This is a genomic window from Paenibacillus baimaensis (genome assembly GCF_025567575.1).
Genome location: NZ_JAOQIO010000001.1, coordinates 38,760 through 57,915, shown reverse-complemented (window position 1 = coordinate 57,915; position 19,156 = coordinate 38,760). Strand labels below are relative to the sequence as shown.

At 45.8% G+C, this 19,156-nt stretch carries 18 protein-coding genes; 13 read left to right on the top strand and 5 right to left on the bottom strand.

Annotated elements, in window-relative coordinates:
* The first annotated feature begins 129 nt into the window (after positions 1 to 129).
* From OB236_RS00245 to OB236_RS00235, 3 genes are all read left to right on the top strand, one after another.
* The gene (locus tag OB236_RS00245) at positions 130 to 1,362 is read left to right on the top strand and encodes an aminopeptidase (RefSeq protein WP_262682026.1); all 1,233 of its coding nucleotides are present in this window, start codon (positions 130 to 132) and stop codon (positions 1,360 to 1,362) included.
* Between the two features lie 142 nt (positions 1,363 to 1,504).
* Positions 1,505 to 1,687, top strand: coding sequence for a hypothetical protein (locus tag OB236_RS00240; RefSeq protein ID WP_076236551.1), 183 nt, complete (start codon positions 1,505 to 1,507; stop codon positions 1,685 to 1,687).
* A 138-nt stretch (positions 1,688 to 1,825) separates the two neighbouring features.
* Positions 1,826 to 2,677 (top strand): CAP domain-containing protein, encoded by an 852-nt coding sequence (locus OB236_RS00235; RefSeq protein WP_262682025.1) that lies wholly within the window; start codon positions 1,826 to 1,828, stop codon positions 2,675 to 2,677.
* Positions 2,678 to 2,784: 107 nt separating this feature from the next.
* On the opposite strand, the gene OB236_RS00230 is transcribed toward OB236_RS00235, so the two are convergent.
* Positions 2,785 to 3,750 carry a DMT family transporter gene (locus tag OB236_RS00230; protein WP_262682024.1) on the bottom strand — a complete coding sequence of 322 codons (966 nt, stop codon included), beginning with the start codon at positions 3,748 to 3,750 and terminating at the stop codon, positions 2,785 to 2,787.
* Positions 3,751 to 3,970: 220 nt separating this feature from the next.
* Here OB236_RS00230 and OB236_RS00225 point away from each other — a divergent pair, with 220 nt between their 5' ends.
* The 7 genes from OB236_RS00225 to OB236_RS00195 all read left to right on the top strand — a co-directional run bounded on the left by OB236_RS00225 (position 3,971) and on the right by OB236_RS00195 (position 13,518).
* Positions 3,971 to 6,151: a malate synthase G gene (locus tag OB236_RS00225; protein ID WP_262682022.1), complete on the top strand. Its 2,181-nt coding sequence runs from the start codon at positions 3,971 to 3,973 to the stop codon at positions 6,149 to 6,151.
* Positions 6,152 to 6,328: 177 nt separating this feature from the next.
* Positions 6,329 to 6,679 (top strand): VOC family protein, encoded by a 351-nt coding sequence (locus OB236_RS00220; protein WP_262682021.1) that lies wholly within the window; start codon positions 6,329 to 6,331, stop codon positions 6,677 to 6,679.
* A 206-nt stretch (positions 6,680 to 6,885) separates the two neighbouring features.
* Positions 6,886 to 8,688, top strand: coding sequence for a cache domain-containing sensor histidine kinase (locus OB236_RS00215; RefSeq protein WP_262682020.1), 1,803 nt, complete (start codon positions 6,886 to 6,888; stop codon positions 8,686 to 8,688).
* Complete coding sequence (locus OB236_RS00210; protein ID WP_262682019.1) at positions 8,663 to 10,249, top strand: response regulator; 1,587 nt, start codon at positions 8,663 to 8,665, stop codon at positions 10,247 to 10,249. Before OB236_RS00215 ends, OB236_RS00210 begins: the two co-directional genes overlap by 26 nt.
* Before the next feature lie 143 nt (positions 10,250 to 10,392).
* Positions 10,393 to 11,733, top strand: a complete 1,341-nt coding sequence (locus OB236_RS00205) for an ABC transporter substrate-binding protein (protein ID WP_262682018.1) — start codon at positions 10,393 to 10,395, stop codon at positions 11,731 to 11,733.
* Positions 11,734 to 11,785: 52 nt separating this feature from the next.
* Positions 11,786 to 12,688 (top strand): carbohydrate ABC transporter permease, encoded by a 903-nt coding sequence (locus OB236_RS00200; RefSeq protein WP_262682017.1) that lies wholly within the window; start codon positions 11,786 to 11,788, stop codon positions 12,686 to 12,688.
* Complete coding sequence (locus OB236_RS00195) at positions 12,688 to 13,518, top strand: carbohydrate ABC transporter permease (protein ID WP_262682016.1); 831 nt, start codon at positions 12,688 to 12,690, stop codon at positions 13,516 to 13,518. Before OB236_RS00200 ends, OB236_RS00195 begins: the two co-directional genes overlap by 1 nt.
* A 79-nt stretch (positions 13,519 to 13,597) precedes the next feature.
* On the opposite strand, the gene OB236_RS00190 is transcribed toward OB236_RS00195, so the two are convergent.
* Positions 13,598 to 13,948, bottom strand: a complete 351-nt coding sequence (locus OB236_RS00190) for a winged helix-turn-helix transcriptional regulator (RefSeq protein ID WP_262682014.1) — start codon at positions 13,946 to 13,948, stop codon at positions 13,598 to 13,600.
* A gap of 166 nt (positions 13,949 to 14,114) precedes the next feature.
* Here OB236_RS00190 and OB236_RS00185 point away from each other — a divergent pair, with 166 nt between their 5' ends.
* Positions 14,115 to 14,978, top strand: a complete 864-nt coding sequence (locus OB236_RS00185) for a VOC family protein (protein WP_262682012.1) — start codon at positions 14,115 to 14,117, stop codon at positions 14,976 to 14,978.
* A gap of 22 nt (positions 14,979 to 15,000) precedes the next feature.
* A complete protein-coding gene (locus tag OB236_RS00180) occupies positions 15,001 to 15,645 on the top strand; it encodes an NAD(P)-dependent oxidoreductase (protein WP_076236625.1) in 645 nt (214 codons plus the stop codon).
* A 92-nt stretch (positions 15,646 to 15,737) separates the two neighbouring features.
* Here the strand turns inward: OB236_RS00180 and OB236_RS00175 are convergent, their stop codons facing one another.
* Positions 15,738 to 16,475, bottom strand: a complete 738-nt coding sequence (locus OB236_RS00175; RefSeq protein WP_408638392.1) for a Crp/Fnr family transcriptional regulator — start codon at positions 16,473 to 16,475, stop codon at positions 15,738 to 15,740.
* A 336-nt stretch (positions 16,476 to 16,811) separates the two neighbouring features.
* On the opposite strand from OB236_RS00175, the gene OB236_RS00170 reads away from it, so the two are divergent.
* The gene (locus OB236_RS00170) at positions 16,812 to 17,318 is read left to right on the top strand and encodes a hypothetical protein (RefSeq protein ID WP_262682010.1); all 507 of its coding nucleotides are present in this window, start codon (positions 16,812 to 16,814) and stop codon (positions 17,316 to 17,318) included.
* Positions 17,319 to 17,348: 30 nt separating this feature from the next.
* Here the strand turns inward: OB236_RS00170 and OB236_RS00165 are convergent, their stop codons facing one another.
* Together OB236_RS00165 and OB236_RS00160 are read right to left on the bottom strand one after the other, a co-directional pair.
* Entirely contained in the window at positions 17,349 to 18,551 is a 1,203-nt protein-coding gene (locus OB236_RS00165) for an MFS transporter (protein ID WP_262682009.1), read from the bottom strand.
* Positions 18,552 to 18,562: 11 nt separating this feature from the next.
* The gene (locus OB236_RS00160; RefSeq protein ID WP_076236531.1) at positions 18,563 to 19,015 is read right to left on the bottom strand and encodes a MarR family winged helix-turn-helix transcriptional regulator; all 453 of its coding nucleotides are present in this window, start codon (positions 19,013 to 19,015) and stop codon (positions 18,563 to 18,565) included.
* Positions 19,016 to 19,156 lie beyond the last annotated feature (141 nt).

The window sequence follows — 19,156 nt, the reverse complement described above, 5'->3', positions numbered from 1 at the left end:
TAAATTTAAGACACATTCATTTATTACAATGGAGGTGTCTTTTTTGCTAAAAAGAACGGAGCTTTTGCTTTTCTGTTTTTTTACATTAAAATGGTGAGAGAAACCATGAATACATAGGAGGGATACACAATGCTGGAATTCCAACAACAGTTAAGCAGCTATGCCGAGCTTGTCGTCAAGATTGGTGTTAACATTCAAAAGGGACAAACGCTCGTTATCAACGGTACGATTGAGGCGGCCGAGTTGATTCGAATTATCGCGAAAAACGCTTATGAAGCAGGGGCCTTTATGGTCAAGGTCAATTGGACCGACGATACGGTATCCCGTCTACGATACGAATTGGCGGCAGATGAATCGTTTTTGGAAGAACCCAAATGGTACGCCGGAGAAATGCTGGAGCTTGTTGAGAAAGGTGCCGCGGTGATCAGTGTCGTATCGTCGGACCCTGACCTGCTCAAAGGTGTGTCCCAGGAACGAATTGTCAATCATCAAAAAACATACGGTAAAGCGATGGCGAAGTATCGGCAGTACCTGCAATCAGATAAATTCAGCTGGTGTGTAGTTGCGGCTCCATCGAAAAACTGGGCGGCTAAGGTATTTCCTGGGCTGCCAGAGGAAGAGCAGGTAGCTAAGCTATGGGAAGCGATTTTCAAAACCGTACGCGTTGATCAGGAGAACCCCGTTAAGGCGTGGGAAGAGCATGTGAGTAGATTGAACCAGAAATCAGACTATCTCAATGCCAAGAAATACAAAAAACTGCACTATCTGGCCCCCGGAACGGATCTGACCATTGAACTGCCAGAGGGTCATATCTGGGTTGCTGCTGACAGCATCGATGAGCGCGGGAATGCATTTGTCGCCAACATGCCAACGGAGGAAGTGTTTACTGCACCTTTCGCTGGCGGAGTTAATGGCAAGGTGTCCAGCACAAAGCCATTGAGCTATGGCGGTCAACTCATTGACGGGTTTACACTTACTTTTGAGAATGGGCGCATTATCGATTGTACCGCTGCTCAGGGTGAAGCCACATTGAAGGACTTGATTAATATGGATGAAGGATCGCATTATTTGGGCGAGGTTGCGCTGGTTCCTCATGCTTCTCCCATCTCGGAGTCAAATATCCTTTATTACAATACACTTTTTGACGAAAATGCCTCGAATCACTTGGCCATTGGCAGCGCTTATGCTTTTTGTCTCCAAGACGGCAAAAAGATGTCGCAGGATGAGCTGAAAGCTCAAGGACTTAACACGAGTATTACCCACGTGGACTTTATGATCGGTTCCGCGGAGATGGACATTTACGGTGTAACTGCTGAAGGCAATAGAGAGCCTGTATTTCATAAGGGGAACTGGGCATTCTGATACAATTCTGATACACACGAAGAAGATAATTTCCTTGTTTATACCAGCACAGCCATAAAGGTTGTGCTTTTTTTAATGCTGGTCGATAAATTGGGCATCCTATCATTAAGACTTACAATCACTTTATAAGGAGAATTTGAAAATGGAAAATAAGAAGCATAAAAATAACTACGTAGGCACTACGAATACCCAAGCGGAAAATCAGGATATGGCTTTTGTGAATGACACCTTGGAAAATGCAAAGAGCACAACTTCCATCAATTTAATGAAGGATGATCTTAATGAAGGAAAAGAAGACGAACCGTTAAATTTAAATGATATCTAGAGCGGCTTGACTTGGTTGTGATTGATTAGGATTTACCAGCATTAATGCGACGTTCCAATGGGTATGTTAAGCGGGTAACGAATGACTTGCATGCTGTCACCGTTACCACAATAACAAAAACATTTGGAGGGTACTAGGATGAAAACTTTATTCATGATAGCCACTATTTTACTGGCAGCAGGCTGCACGAAGAATGACAATATGACACGTATGCAGCAGGCCGCACCTAATGCTGCTCAGAAAACATTAGAGGGATCTGTTGTTACCCAGGCATCATCCGTATCTACACCAGGAGCTCAACAATCCACGATTACCGTGAAACAGGACCCATTTACACTTCCCCAATGGCTTGCAGGCGGACAAGTACCAGGAACAGGAACAAACCCGATAACGAATCCAGGTACAAGCCCAACAACAAACCCGGGAACGAACCCAGTGATGAATCCAGGTACTAGCCCAACGACAAATCCGGGGACTAGCCCAATAATGAACCCAGGAGCAAGCCCAACGACAAACCCAGGAACAAATCCGGTAACGAACCCGGGAGCAAGTCCAACGACAAACCCGGGAACGAACCCAATCACAAATCCTGGAGCAAATCCAGCAGATAAAACCTCAACATCAAGCCCTTATGAGCAGCAAGTATTGCAGCTAGTTAACAAACAAAGAACAGATGCGGGGCTCGGTGCACTTATGATGGATGACAAGCTGTCTCAAATGGCTCTCGCCAAAGCACAAGATATGTACAACAATAATTACTTCGATCATAATTCTCCAACATACGGATCGCCGTTTCAGATGATGGATAAATTCCAGATCTCTTACAACACTGCAGGTGAAAATATCGCCAAGGGCCAAACCAGCCCCGAGCAAGTTATGAATGACTGGATGAACAGTCCGGGACATCGAGCCAATATCTTAAACAACACGTATACCAAAATTGGTGTTGGTTATTACAATGGTGAATGGGTTCAGGAATTTATTTCATAGATGAAGTTCACACATGACAGACATAAAAGCCGCTAAAAGGCGGTTTTTTGTGCATTTTCCTGGGTGACGACTATTGACATATCCAGAGAATATAGTAGTATCACACTTTAATTCAAAATAATCGCTGAAATCCCGAGCAGCACGAGCAAGCTCCCCACTATCGTACGCAGATTAATGCCCTCTTGGTTTTTGAGCAGAAAATAACTGAGTGGTATGACCAGCAGTGGCTGGGAGTTGGTGATCAAAGTAGCGACCGAAATCGGAATGTAATGCATAGCCGCCATGTGCCCGATCTGAGCCGTTATCGTCAATATCCCGCTTATAGCGTATAACCATACACCTTTTCTGTCGGCGGCACGAAGGTCGGATAGAAAAGTCCTTGTTGTTTTGTTCAGCAGAACCTGCAGCAACAGCCCAGTTAAGGCTCCCACAAAACCTCCCAATACAGGCTCATTCCAATCGTGAATGGCCGTTCCTCTAGTAATGTTGCCCAGCGCGTACGAAATTGAGCCCATCAAGGCTAACCAAACACCGGGCTGAATAAGTCCGCTCCAACGCTTTTTGGCAGATTGGCCTGCATGTTGATTAGAGTTTCCTGAAGTACTATCTGATCCTGCTGCTGTTGCTTTAACAGCCCGTCCTGCTTGGGCAGGCTTAAAGCTTACGATAAATAACCCCAACATTACGACGAACATCGCGGCCAGCTCCAAAGCATGCAGTTGTTCATGCAGAAACAGCCAGGAAATGATGACGGTGAACAGCGGATTGCTGATCATAAACGTGCTGGCTTTGGCTGGTCCCAATTTGGCGATCGAATCGAAGTACAGGTAACGGCCGAGGTAGGAGGCAAATAATCCGGATAACATGAACATGAAAAAGCCCCATCCGTGAAACTCCATCGAATAGCCGTTATACATCCACTGCCCAAGAAAAATCAGACCGGCAAACAGCACATTCATCGAAATGGAAATCAAAAAGCCGGTATTTAAATCAAGTCTGCCGCTGGCGACCTTAGTAATAATCACATTCAAAGAAAAGAGCAGCAGCGCGCCGATCGCAAGTAACTCACCCATACAAATCCCCCAACCATAAAAATTCATGTTCTCTGATTGTAACATAATGTTGAGTACCGTAGGTTGAAGAGAATCAGATACTTTTAAATCAGATACTTTTAAATTGACCATTGAAGTGATTTGGTGCTACAATGAGTTTATAATATTTGTGAACATAGTTCATTATAATGAACTTATTAATGCTCGCTTATCTACAAATAAGCCCTTAGGAGGAATAACAATGGCAGACTATACTCAAGTTGGAAAGCTTCAGGTTGCTACAGTACTTTATGATTTTATCAATTCGCAAGCGCTTCCCGGGACGGGTGTGGATGGTGCGTTTTTTTGGTCTGAGCTGGATACATTAGTCCATGAATTGGCTCCCAAGAACAAGGCTCTTTTGGTCAGACGGGATGAGATTCAGCAGCTGTTGAATGTTTGGCACATCAATAATAAGAACAACTTTGATTTTGATGCCTACAAGGCTTATTTGCAGGAAATCGGGTATTTGGAGCCGATAGCAGCAGATTTCAAAGTGACAACCGAAAATGTCGATGATGAAATTGCCGTACAGGCCGGACCTCAGCTGGTTGTGCCTGTCAATAATGCCCGTTATGCGCTGAATGCGGCGAACGCTCGCTGGGGCAGCTTGTATGATGCACTTTATGGAACAGATGCGATCAGTGATGAGGGTGGAGCTGAACGTCAGGCTGCCTATAATCCGGTACGTGGAGATAAAGTTATTGCCTTTGCCAAAAATTTTCTCGATCAGTCAGCACCGCTCAGCGAAGGTTCCCATCAGGATGCGGTTGCTTACACAGTCGCAGATGGCCAATTATCGGTATCGCTTAAGGATGGAACTGTAACGGGACTGCACAAGGCTGCCCAATTTACAGGCTACCAAGGACAATCAGCAAGTCCTTCTGCAGTGCTGCTTCGCAATAATGGACTGCATTTTGAAATACAGATTGATCGTACTCATGCCATTGGCCGGACGGATGGCGCAGGCGTGAAGGATATCGTAATGGAAGCTGCGCTAACCACGATCATGGACTGTGAGGATTCGGTAACTGCGGTCGATGCTGAGGATAAGGTACTTGTATACAGCAGCTGGCTGGGACTGATGAAGGGCGATCTGCAGGCGGTTTTTGCCAAAGGCAGCAGCACGGTGACACGGTCGATGAACCCGGACCGGAGCTATATATCACCAACTGGAGAAACGATCAGCCTGCGTGGACGTTCCCTGTTATTTGTACGGAACGTGGGACACTTGATGACGATCAATGCCATTCTTGATCAAGACGGTCAGGAGATTCCCGAAGGCATTATGGATGCGGTGATGACCAGCTTGATTGCCAAGCATACGTTACTAGGGAACGGCCCTTACCAGAATTCTGCGAAGGGATCCGTCTATATCGTGAAGCCCAAAATGCATGGTTCGGCGGAAGCGGCTTTTGCCAATGAATTGTTTGATCGTGTCGAGGATATGCTCGGTTTGAAGCGGAACACGCTTAAGATAGGGGTGATGGACGAAGAACGCCGCACTTCATTGAATCTGAAAAACTGCATTCGTGAAGTCAAGGAAAGAATCGTCTTCATCAATACCGGTTTCCTTGACCGTACAGGTGACGAGATGCATACTTCCATGGAAGCTGGCCCCATGATCCGTAAAAGCGAAATGAAAACTTCCCGTTGGCTGCAAAGCTACGAGAAATCGAACGTCAATGTCGGTTTGGATTGCGGTCTTCAGGGTCGCGCCCAGATTGGTAAAGGGATGTGGGCGATGCCGGATTTGATGAGCGATATGCTAAAGCAAAAGATCGGGCATCCACAAGCAGGTGCCAATACGGCATGGGTTCCTTCACCGACAGCAGCTGCACTTCATGCATTGCATTACCATCAGGTCGATGTGCAGCAGGTTCAGGATCACCTCAAGCTATCGATCAGCGATTTGCGCGACGATATTTTGCACATTCCACTGGAAAATAACTCGCAATGGAGCGCTGAACAGATTCAGCAGGAGTTGGATAATAACGCTCAGGGGATATTGGGCTACGTGGTTCGCTGGGTCGAACAGGGAATCGGCTGCTCCAAGGTACCGGATATTAACAATATAGGTCTGATGGAAGATCGCGCTACGCTGCGTATTTCCAGCCAGCACATCGCCAATTGGCTGCACCATGGTATTTGTACGAAGGAGCAGGTTCAGGAAACGCTGAAGCGGATGGCCGCTGTTGTTGATGGGCAAAATGCTGCCGATCCGGTTTATCGTCCGATGGCCGCGGATTTCGATCGGTCGATTTCCTTTCAGGCCGCATGTGAGCTCGTATTTGAGGGATATCATCAGCCGAATGGCTATACAGAGCCGATCTTGCATCGTCGTCGGATTGAATACAAATCCAGTGCAGCTTTGAAAGCCTGAGTTACTTGATTGCAGGCCGCCGTGACGAACGGCGGTTTTTTTCTGTCTGAAAAGCTGCAATACAGACGGATGCACAAAAAAAGTGAGATGGATTAGTAGATATGAAGAGGAAATATTTGTTATATACCGAATGTTAACTATATCAAATGAAAAAGTTAATGATTGGAGGCTTGAAAAATGAAGGTCAAGCGAATCGTCGCCAATATAAAAACGCAGGATATTACCGCGGCTAAATCCTTTTACCAGGACGTGCTCGGCCTTGAGCTATTGATGGATCATGGCTGGATTGGAACCTACGGCTCTGATGAGGAGATGAGCATTCAAATTAGCTTCGCTTCACAGGGGGGCAGCGGCACGCCTACGCCTGACCTGTCGATTGAGGTTGATGATGTCGATGATGCGCTTGAACGCATGAAGAAGGCTGGTTTTCCAATACAATATGGGCCGATTGATGAGCCTTGGGGCGTTCGGCGTTTCTACGTTCGCGATCCATTTGGCAGGCTGATTAACATTCTGGCTCATGTATAATGACCAACCTTAAAAAAGCAGACTTTTCCCTTAAATAGCTTCATTCTCAACGGCACGTACAACCCTATATAATGATGAGATCGTCCCTGTATCCGATTCGGATGCGGGGATTTGTTTTTGTAATAGGTGCTGGTATGATAATGACAGGCTTTACCCTGTATCAACTATAATTACTTATCATCAGAGCCTTGGAGGCGGAGAACGGTATGGCGAGCACCAAACTGTTTCGCTTGAAAAATAGCATTTTTGCCAAATTCACGTTTTCGTTCATCACGGTTGGATTGATTCCGCTGCTCATTATCAGCTATATGTCACTAACAACTTTTTCCGGTTATATGGAGCGTTATGCTGTCAGTAATTTTGAACAGATGCTGTTGTTCGCAAGCAAAAATGTCGAGGATATGCACACGCGATACAATAACATCTCCAAAGGGATGTATACGTATGCGGTTGATGGATATGGTCCACTTGGTGAGGCGATTATGGTGCAGAGCAGGATGGAGGATCGTCGTTTGCGCAACACCCTGAGTGATTTTGTCCTCTCGATTTTGTATTCCGATCCCTATTTAAATAATGTATTGTTTGTGCTGCCTAACGGGCAAGTTCAAATGCTGAATCGGGAGAGCCGTACCTTTGACACGAAATATATGTTCCCGCCTGAGGCTTGGAAAGCACGCTTAAGCGATAATCCCAAAGGACTTCTGTTTATTCCAACACATCCAGAAAGGTACATTATCGGCTCCAGCCGCAATGTGATGACGTTCGGACGAAATTTGCTCGATGTGACCGGACCTGTTAATGCACAAGCGCATGTATTGGGCACTATGTACATGGATGTTAATAGCGGCGCATTTGACGAGGTGTTTAATCGAATGGTGCTCGGTGCCAAGGATGAGATTTATGTGGTGAATAATGAAGGCATCTGCTTGTACAGCAATCAACCCGAGAAGATTGGCAGTCACTATATAGCGAAGGATTCCAATGGTTATCTCCATTTGCAGCACGAGATTGCGAACACCGGCTGGCAAGTCGTTGGCGATTTTTATAAACAGGAAATGTTTCTGGCTGTGGAACGTATTATTCGATCAATTACAATTGTCATTTGTATATGCATGATATCTCTGATTGCAGTTGCGATCTGGTTCTCTAACCGATTCTCTATCCCGATTCGGATGCTGACGCGGCAAATGGCCAAGATGGAGTCGGGTAATCTGGATATTCAGGTGACGGTGTTGAGCAACGATGAGATGGGGCTGCTGGCCCGCGGCTTCAACAAAATGGTCATTCGACTGCGAAGCTTCATTGATGAAGTATATGTGGCCCAAATCAAGCAGAAGCAGGCAGAGCTGAATGCATTGAAAAGTCAGATTCGCCCTCATTATTTATACAACACATTGGAAGTGATTCGAATGAGTGCGGTTGCTAATGATGATAACGAGGTTGGCGATATGATTCATTCGTTGTCCAATCAGCTCAAATATGTATTGAATTCAGGTGAAGAAAGTGTAACCGTGTTCGACGAAAAAACGAATATCGAGCAATATTTTCGTTTGATGGTTATGCGCTATGGCGAGCACAAGCTCGAAATCGAGTTTCGAATCGATCCGGATTATTTGAACTGCAGCATGCCTAAGCTGTCTTTGCAGCCGATAGTTGAGAACGCCGTTTATCATGGAATCATGCCCAAAGCGGGTAAAGGTAAAATTCGAATTTCGGTGGAGCTGGTCGCCAAGGACAAGATTGCGATTATCGTAGATGATGACGGAGTCGGTATAGCCGAAGATAGGTTACTATCGATCAGACAGAAGCTTGCGGGGCAGGATGATCAAGAGCAAGCAGCTACCAGCATCGGCATGAAAAATGTTCATGACCGTATTGTAGCGTTATATGGTGGCGACGAGTACGGCCTTGAAATGAACAGTAAACCGTCGATTGGAACCTCTGTACGAATGACCATTCCACTCATAAGGGAGTTGAACAGCCTTGCTGAAAGCCGTAATAGCCGATGATGAACCGATCATTATTAAAGGCTTGAAAAAACTAATCCCATGGGATGCAATGGGGATTCAAATTGTGGGCGAGGCTTGGACTGGCAGCGGATTATTGCAACAGATTGAAGAGCATCAGCCTGACCTCGTGATCACGGATATCAGCATGCCGGACGGTAGTGGAATTGATGTTATTAAAGAGATAGAAAAACGCGAGCTGCGGACGCGGGTTATTTTTATTAGTGCTTATCAGGAGTTTTCCTATGCCAAGGATGCCCTTGCTTATGGTGCTGTCGAATATTTGGTAAAGCCGATTGATAAAGGCCTGCTGATCGATGCCGTGAATAAAGCGCTGCTGCTGCTTCGGGAGCATCATGAGGAACAATCCTCTAAGCATAAGCTGGCGGTTTATGAGCAGAAGGACCGTACAACGCAAATTGAGGAGCTGCTGGATCGGTTGCTGGAAGGCGATATTCGCGGTCATGAAGCGACCCGTAAGCTGCAGGAGCTGAGCCTTCAAGTTTCTCGTGAGCTATTAATAACCGTAATGGCGATAAGCTTTGTCAAGCAGGAAGACGATGGTCGTTGGGGCGATCATGAGAATCGATTGGTCATGTTCGCGATCACGAATGTAATAGAAGAAATGCTTCAGCAGCAGGCAGGCGGCTTCGTAATGCGCAAGCATGACAGTCTGTGTGTCATAGTCAATCATTCCGATGGGCAATGGATGCAAGCGTTGGCAGAAGAGATAGTGAAGCAAATTTATTATTATTTAAAAATAGATATTTCCATAGGTATCGGATGTCCGGTTACCAAGCTGGAACAACTGAGAACCTCCTATATGTCGGCCATGGATGCGCTCAAAAATCAATATTTTACCGGCAAGCAGTCTGTTATTCCCTGGACGTTCAATTTGCACAATCATCCGGTTACCGAAAGAAAGCTGAAGGAACGGGTGGCCGCTTTATTTCAGGCTATGCTTATTAGGGATGATGGCAGGCTGAATGATGAGCTGGAGGAGCTGTTCCTGATGATCGCTGCGACCTCGCAAGGAAGCAAGGAAATCGCGGTTACAACCTGCTTTGCCATGATCCGAGAACTCATAGAGGAAATTAATGGAATCAGCATGGCACTGCAGGAATTGGAGCAGGAGCAGCAGATGTGGCTATTGGAGATGCAGCAAATTCATAATTTCGATGAATTGAAGCACTATGTGGCCGGAAGAGTGGGGGAGCTGGCTGACAGACTGTTGTTTATGGGCAAGGACGGTCATCAATTGAAGCTGGTTAAGGATTATATTGAGCAGCATTTCAATGAAAACATTACTCTGGAAAGCATGGCTTCCATGCTGTATATGAACCCTTACTATTTCAGCAGCTTTTTCAAAAAGCATACCCATGTCAATTTCAAGCATTACGTAACGGACGTTCGCATGAAGCACGCGGTCAAGCTGCTGCTCCATACAGACCTGCTCGTATATGAAATCGCCGAACGGGTTGGCTATAATAACCCCAGACAATTCAGTGACATGTTCAAGAAGCAATTCGGTAAGCTTCCACAGGAGTACAAGGCCCATAAATAAACATCTTAAAAAAGGGGCATACCTCGCTTAAAAAACCTCATTCTCTGCTTTTAAGCCATATGTTAGTCTTAATATATGGAAGAAAGCACTTTCATTGCAAGATTCAATCCGATGAAATGAATGATAAACAGGGGGTCATATTATTGAAAAAGCAAACATTAGGTGGACTACTGGCACTAAGCATGGCAATAACTCCAGCACTTGCTGCTTGTTCTCAGGAACAAAAGCCTACTGACAAGGCAGCAGGAACAGGAGCAGCACCGGCAGCGCAGATGGAAGCCAAGAAGCCGGTTTCCTTCACACTGGCGTACGCCGCAGGAGATCCTGCCCATAAGCAGGGCGTTGTGGACGCCATTGCCGCCTTTAACAAAGCGAATCCAAATATCAAGATTGTCGATGTATCCAATAACTCATCGGCGACTTATCTGGAGTATCTGAAAACCAAGGATGCTGTTGGCGAGTTTCCGGATTTTGTAGAGATGCGTGATACCCAATTATATGCAGATGCAGGCAAGCTGGCGGAACTGCCGGCCGACCTGAAGGATTTGTTCAAGCTCACTGCACAGGTGAATGGCAAATTCTACACCGCACCGATTGCAGGCTCTGCCCCGCAGGGCATTATTTACAACAAGAAAATGTATAAGGATGCCGGTATCACACAGGAGCCCAAGACATATGCCGAATTTCTGGAAATTTGCGAAAAGCTGAAAGCCAAAGGGATTGCACCGCTGGTAGTTGGCGGCAAGGACATCTGGCATATGGGCTTTCTGATCAATAAATTTCTGATTGATGATGTGTTCATCAAGGACCCGAACTGGAACGCCAAGCGCAATAAAGGAGAGGTCAGCTTCACGGATGCAGGACCTACTAAAGCAATGAAGGACTTCACGCAGCTGTTCGAAAAAGGCTATGTGGAAAAAGGCTTCCTGAGCACTGCGGATAATCAGACAACGTCTCTGCTCGTTACGAATAAAGCAGCCATGCTGTATTCAGGACCTTGGATGTTCAAGCAGATTCTCGATGCCGATCCTTCCTTTGAACTGGGCTTCTACGCACTTCCCGGTACTGATGGTAAAATCAATCTGGCTACATTGCCTAACCAGCAAGGCTGGTCGATGACCACTGAAGCGGCCAAAAACCCGGAAAAAGCAGCTGCTATGAAGCAGTTCATTCAGTTCTTCTTCGCCAAGGAGCAGTACGCTCATTATTTGGAGCTCGTTAGCGGCATCCCGACTACCAAGGAAAACGTTACTTATAAAGCCATAGAGCCGCTGCAAACCGTTTTGAAGGTTGTGAGTGATCCGAATACCGGACATTCGATGCAAATTAACGGCTTCTGGGGAGACAATACGATGCCGGCTTCCTTCCGCAACTGGTTCTACAAGCTGTCACAAGACTGGGCAAGCGGTAAATTAACGGTGGAAGAAGCTATGAAGAAGTCTGATGAAGAGTGGAACACTGAGGTTAAAGCACTGAAAAAATAAAGCATAATTGGACCCCCGCAAGGGGGTTCCGTTGTATAAAGGAGTAGAGATTATGTCTGCTGCACTGACGTCTAAACCAAGAAAATTCCGAATCTCGTATTCGCTCATATTCATACTGCCTGCATTTATCTTTTATGTGCTGTTTGTTGTGGTTCCGACGCTAAGCAGTGTTTACCTCAGCCTCACCTCCTGGGATGGCGTCAGCCCCGATATCCGGTTCATTGGTCTTGATAACTTCGTGGAGCTGTGGAAGAGTGAGCGGGTTCATAATGCGTTGAAGAACACTTTGGTGCTGTCGGTAGCTCTGGTCATTCTGGAAAATGCCGCAGCGATCGTGCTCGCCATGCTGGTCGATCAGGTTCGTTGGTTTCGCAATTTTTTTCGCAGTGCCTTTTACTTGCCAGTGCTGTTGAGTGGCGTGGTCATGAGCTTTATATGGACAGTCATCTACAATTATAACTTTGGTGTACTGAACCAGCTGTTCGAGAGCTGGGGATTGGCAGCATTAAAAATAGATTGGCTCGGGGATACCCGCTATACGATGATTGCGATCATTGTCTCCATTGTATGGAAATCATCCGGCTATTATATGATTATTTATTTGGCCGCATTGCAAAGCGTACCGCAGGAGCTGATAGAAGCTGCCCGGATCGATGGAGCTAACCGTTGGCAGCAGTTCTGTCATATTACTTTCCCGCTGTTGGCTGGAGCCGTAACCGTATGTATGACGTTATCGATGATTAATTCATTGAAGGTGTTCGATCAAATTGCGGTTATGACGGACGGAGGCCCGGGTTTCGCGACGGAAACCTTAACCTATATAGTCTATAAGGTTGGATTCGGGGAAATGCGTCAAGGCTATGGAACTGCCCTTGCGCTGGCTTTATTCGGATTGATTCTGGTCGTGTCGCTAATTCAGGTGGCCCTGCTTCGTAAAAGAGAGGTGCAGTTGTAATGCGTAAACAACAGCTGATCTTTGAGCTGCTGCTTCTGGCTGTAACGATCATTTTGGCTGTAATATTTTTGTTTCCATTTTATTTTAGTCTGATTTCTGCGTTCAAAAGCAATGGGCAAATTTTGCGGGATGCGGTATCATTTCCGAAAACCTTTTATTTGGAGAGCTTTAAGTTCCTGTGGGCCAAAACGGACTTTCCAAAGGCTACGATGAACTCGGCGATTTTGACGATTGGTGGTACCGTGATGATGATCGTGGTCATACCGATGGCAGCCTATGCGCTGGAAAGAACGAATAAGGCTTGGACAAGCTGGATGTATGGCTTTTTTCTAGCTGGTATTATGATCCCGTTTCAAGTTTATATGATTCCCTTGTTTAAAGAATTAAAGCTGTTAGGTCTGTATGGCTCGCTGCTTGGGCCGATCGTCATTTATGTAGCGGGCTCGGTAAGCTTTGGGGTGCTGCTCTATACGAGCTTTCTCAAGGGCATTCCGCGTGAGATAGAGGAAGCGGCAGAAATCGACGGCTGCACCAAGTACGGTATCTTTTGGAAAATCGTCTTTCCACTGCTTGGGCCTTGTACGGTCAGCATGGTCGTGTTGAATGGGTTGGGGATTTGGAATGATTTCCTAATGCCGATGCTCGTATTGCCTTCAGACCAGCCGAAGACAGTTACAGTGGAAATCTTCACTTATGTAGGCGAATTTTCGACGCGATGGGATATGGTATTTGCCGGAACGATCATTTCCATGATCCCGGTGCTGGCAGCGTTCCTGTTCTTACAGCAGTACTTTGTCAAAGGCATCGCATCTGGAGCTACCAAAGGCTGAACAACATAGATAATCATGAATTAGATAAAAAGGAACCTTCAGCTTGCCACAATAGTGGGCCTGAAGGTTCTTTTTTGCATTATTCAAACTCTGTCTCATCATCAGCTTCAACTTGTATCCAGCTCTCCGACCATATTTCGATTTCTTTGATCAACGGGGCTAAAGCATGTCCTTTGTCGGTTAATGAATATTGGATGCGTACAGGGGTTTCCGGAAACACTTCTCTCAGGACGATCCCCTCCTGCTCTAATTCTTTAAGACGTTCTGACAGCAGTCTACCGCTAACAGGAAGCGCAGCCTCTAGTGAGTGAAAGCGCTGGATGCCGCTCATCAACTGATAAATAATGAGGATTGACCAGCGTTTGCTTAACAGCTGCATTCCTTTTTCGACTCTCGGACATAATGAAAATGGAATCACAGGCGTATTCATAGGTATGATCACCTCGCATTGTTGTAGATTTTCTTTTATTATATACTATTTATTATTAAGTTACAAAAAGTAAATATTAAACTTGACATTAAAAAGTTATAATTGTATATTTAGTTACGAAAAGTAACTTATATGCGTGATTCTAATCTTAAAGGGGAGCTGCACAATGAAAGATTCCATTCATCCCAATACGGTACTCGGCGAGGTTCATTTAAAGGTTAGCAATCTGGCACGCTCTATTCAGTTTTATAAGGAAGTTGTCGGATTACAGGTATTGGATCAAACGGTTGACAGTGCAAGATTTACTGTAGATGGGCATCAGGTCTTGTTAGCGATTCAAGAAGTAACAGGTGCCATAGTGCCGCGCAGATCCTCAGCAGGTCTGTATCATTTTGCAATTCTCGTTCCGGATCGTAAGGCGCTGGGGTTATCATTAAGAAATCTGATTCAATTCGGTATTCATATCGGGCAGGCGGATCATCTGGTGAGTGAGGCTCTATATATTGCTGACCCGGATAACAACGGTATTGAAATTTACAGAGACCGACCTCGCGAGAGCTGGAAGCGTGATGCGCAGGGGAATTACAAGATGGCAACTGACCCGATCGATTGGGACGGCTTGCTTGCCGAAGCAGGTGACGATTCTTGGACTGGATTGCCGCCTGGCACTATTATCGGGCATATTCATCTGCATGTGAGCGATTTACAGCAGTCGAAAGCCTTTTATATCGACGTCCTCGGGTTTACGGTCGAACTGAATGGGGCGGCCAACATGGGAGCATTATTCATAGCGGCGGGTGGCTACCATCATCATATCGGGCTGAATATTTGGGCGGGAGTCGGCGCACCTCTGGCACCTGCAGAAGGCACCGGATTGGCTTACTTCACCATCGTTGTTCCGAACCAGGCCGAGCTGCAAGCTGTCATTGAGCGGGTTAGCCAAGCAGGTATTGCCGTGACCGAGGCTAATGGAGCCTGGGCGCTGAAGGATCCTACCGGTATTGAAATCAGATTAGTTATAAATAAATAAGGACAAGAAGGATGGGATCATGATGAAAATCGGAATTGTTGGAGCCAGTGGAAAAGCAGGCAGTCTTATTGCTAAAGAAGCTGTGGACAGAGGACATCAGGTAACAGCTATTGTCAGAAATGCATCAAAAATTTCCATAGACGACCATGTTATGGTTTTGGAAAAAGAAGTGTTCGAGCTTACTTCTGATGATCTGCTGTCATTTGATGTCGTGGTGAATGCATTTGGCGCGCCAGCCGGGAAAGAACATCTTCATGTAGAAGCAGGCAATGTCTTAATTGAAGCTTTAAAGCAAGCACCTAACACCCGTTTGATCGTAGTAGGAGGGGCGGGAAGCCTGTTCGTTGATCCGGATAAAAAGCTGCAATTGTACAATACACCGGAGTTTCCAGCACAATATTTACCTACTGCCAAGAATCAAGGAGAAAACTTAAGGATTTTGCAGCAAACCGATTCAATTCAGTGGACGTTTATGAGTCCGTCTGCTTTCTTCTCACCAGAGGGCAAGCGAACAGGAACCTATCAAAAAGGACAGGATCATCTACTCGTTAATTCTAAAGGCGAAAGCTATATCAGCTATGCCGATTATGCAATTGCTGTTGTAGATGAAATTGAAAAGCCACAGCATGTCAATCAGCGATTTACGGTAGTGTCCGAGGCTGAATAATTATAAAATGAGCACAAGTGAACAACAGCCACTAGAGCAAATAACCTCCTTAAGTTCGTAGGAGGTTTATTTGTTTTTTGTATGAAAGTCCCTTAAACGCGGCAAATTTCCTTAGGGCAATTTTCACATTTGCAAATATCCTGAAGATAGTGGACATCGTTAATGGTCAGCGTCCCGTTTTCCATTGAGATCGCTTCTTGTTTACGCAGGTCACTCAGCATCCGGTTCACACTTTCACGGGTTGCGCCGATCATTTCGGCCATTTCCGAATTGTTGATTTTTTTGGTGATCTGGATGCAATCGCCTGCGGGAACACCATAGGAATTGCTTAAACGGATGAGCAGCGAGCAGAGTGCACCCGGTTTTCCATATAGCATGAGGTCACGGAATTTGGTTTGCGTCATTCGATGCATCATGCCCATCCACTTCATAAACTCAATGGCGAGATCACCATGCTGCCATAGCAAGGTTTCCAAATCCTTTTGCTGGATGATGCCGAACTCGGCGTCCTCCATGACCTCTGCATTAAAGGTATGCGCAGATTCCTGAAAAGGATCAATCTGTCCGAACATATCATCGGTATGATGGAGGTAAAGCGTAACCTTTGTGCCAGCATCCGTAGTCTTCGTCAGCTTGACGAGACCTTTTTTAATATAATACAGGTAATCAGCGGGGTCACCCTCCCAGAACAGCAAGGTATCTGCCTTGGCGTGCTTGGTGTACATAATGCTGTGCAGTCTCTCCATATTTTCGGGTGAAAAGAAATTGGAAATTCCCTCTTTCGTATTTCCTTCTATGGAAGCTGTGTGCATATATTCATCAATGGCCATTCCAGCCATCCCCTCTCCGTATTGGATACCCTTATCATAGCGTGAACGCTCATAAAAAGGCATCGGGGGATCTCCTGATTTTTGGGAAGGGTAAAATGACCTCTTACTGTGAGGAAAATCACAAGTCAGCTCAGGGATATCCTTGAATTAGCTATGTTAAAGCCTAATAAGCCCCCATAATATACCCTTACACGTTTTCAGGGAATTCCCTGACATACAAGGAAGGTCCACAGCGTTACAATAGAACAACACGCAGGGCATGATTACAATAGAACAACACACTGGCATGATCTCGAGCAACACAACGAAGGACATCATTTATTAGGGGGAGCGAGCATGGTGGAATACGAAGGGGATCCTATGAGAAGACTTATAGATCATCTGCGAATCAGCTCGTCCCATGACTTTGCAGCTTTGGCGCTCCCGCGGGAGGACGGACGAACCTATGCCTGGCATTACGCCAGCGGTAATATGAATCATCGCTATAAGGGGATGGTCATTAAGCGGGGAAAAGGGCTTCCAGGGTTAGCTTGGAGGCTTGGAGAAGCCGTTATTAGCGATTCCTCATCAATAGATACAGCCGGAGAGAAGCTGGATTGTGCTTTAATGACTGCGGAAGGACTGCACGCTGCAGCAGCTGTACCCATAGGTCCATTAGCAGCCCCGAGCGGAATTATTATGTTAGGAATCCGTCAAGCCCGGCTGTACACGACAACCGAGCTGCAATATCTGGATTCCTGCGCCATTGAGGTCGGTCGTGCTATTCAAATTCATAACCATGGACTTCATACGGAACAGAGCCATAATCCACAGCCATCCGTATTTGAGACTGGACCTCTTTAAGATCAAGGGGCGGCTGCGATAACGAGTGGTTTATTTGGTAACAACCGGCTGCGCTCTTTTTGTAGCTGATATCCATTGAACCACCACATACACAATAAGAAACAAGATCATGAATCCTGCCGAATAACGATACATGATCGCGTAATTGGACATGGACGAGATCGCCCCGAGAATTAACGCACCTGCGGCTATTCCAAAGTCTGTGGTGTTATAGAACATACTGTTCGCCATTCCATACTGCTCCTTGGTTGAGGACCGGAGCATCCAGGCTTGAAGGGTTGGCTGGATAGCACCAAAGCCGAGTCCATATAATAGAGCAGACACGATGAGCATGGACATCGATGTCGTGTAGGAAAGCACCGTCAAGCTAGCAACGACACTGATAGCTGCTGGAATGAGAACGGCCGCAGGTCCCTTTCTGTCAAAAATTTTACCGGAAATAGGTCGGATCAAAATAATGGTAAAGGCATTAAATAAGAAAAACAGACCAACCTGGTCGAGATGTCTCATTTCGCCGTACAAGGCAATAAAGCTAAGCAGACCGCTGTAGGTCACTGCCAGTATGACGTTCAGCAGTGAGGGAAACAACAGCTTCGTATTAAAAGCTGGTTTGGATTGCGAGCCTTCACCTGTGGCTTGATTCGTGCTGGGAGCGGGTGGAATCGCGCGGGACAGCAGAATGATCGGGAAAATCAAAATAATGGCTGCAGTGCTGATGATTGCCAACATACTGAACCCATAATGCTTCATCACATTTAATCCGATCATAGGCCCTATAGACATGGCAAGGCTGGTAGAAAGGCCAAAATAGCCGATGCCTTCCCCGAGTCTCTTCGCAGGTATAATTTGCGATACTAATGTAGGTATGATCGTACTCACCATCCCGAATCCGACACCAAAGCCGACGCGCATGATTAGCATCGAACCTATAGAGCCAGCCCATATCGTAATGCCGGTCATCACAAAAGCAATGACCAGTCCGGCAAACAAAATCACATTACGATGCACCCTACGCATTAATACCGCGCTCAGAAAGCGCGACAGGATGGCGGTTATCGCAAACACGCTGGTCACAAGACTGACGGATAGGTCGCCTACATGAAATTCATTTTTGACATACGCGGGGAATGAAGACAGCATCATTTGCAAATTTAGAAATAAAAGCAATGAGCAAATAGTTAAAGAAATAAACGGTTTCGTCCATAATTTTTGTGGTTGTATAGGATTCGGCATAGCGGTGGCGCCTACTTTCTTTCTGTTAATTCGTTTGCGTGATTGTTGATTCGAAGAAGAAGCTCAATAAGCAGATCATATTCGTCATCCGATACACACTGCTTAACATCCTCAGAGACTTGATGTTCGATCGGGGTCGTCTTCAGGATCACCGATCTGCCTTTATCCGTGATATGAACGAGAAATGAGCGTCGATCATTTTCTCCGATTTTCTTATAGATGAAGCCCTTGCCCTCCAAATGATCGAGAATGCGGGTCGTCGTCGGTTTATCTTTTCCTGAAAGCTTGGCAATATCCTTTTGGATCATACCGTTAGTTTTGTCGATTTGATACAATACAGACCATTGCTCAGGCGTAATGTCATACTCTTTTAGCCTATGCTGCAGGAGAGTTGTTAATTTACGATAGGTCATGCCCATGATGAAGCCGACTGAACGATCTAAACCGTTAAAGTTAGTTGTCATTATAATCATTCCTTTTCATTAATATTCGCCATATAGTTGTTTAGACAATTATATTCAAGACAACTAACATTGTCAATTCCTTACCCATCGTGCCAGCTCGATAAATAATAAATAATCGCTGGAACTGGCTGCATCGTTGTA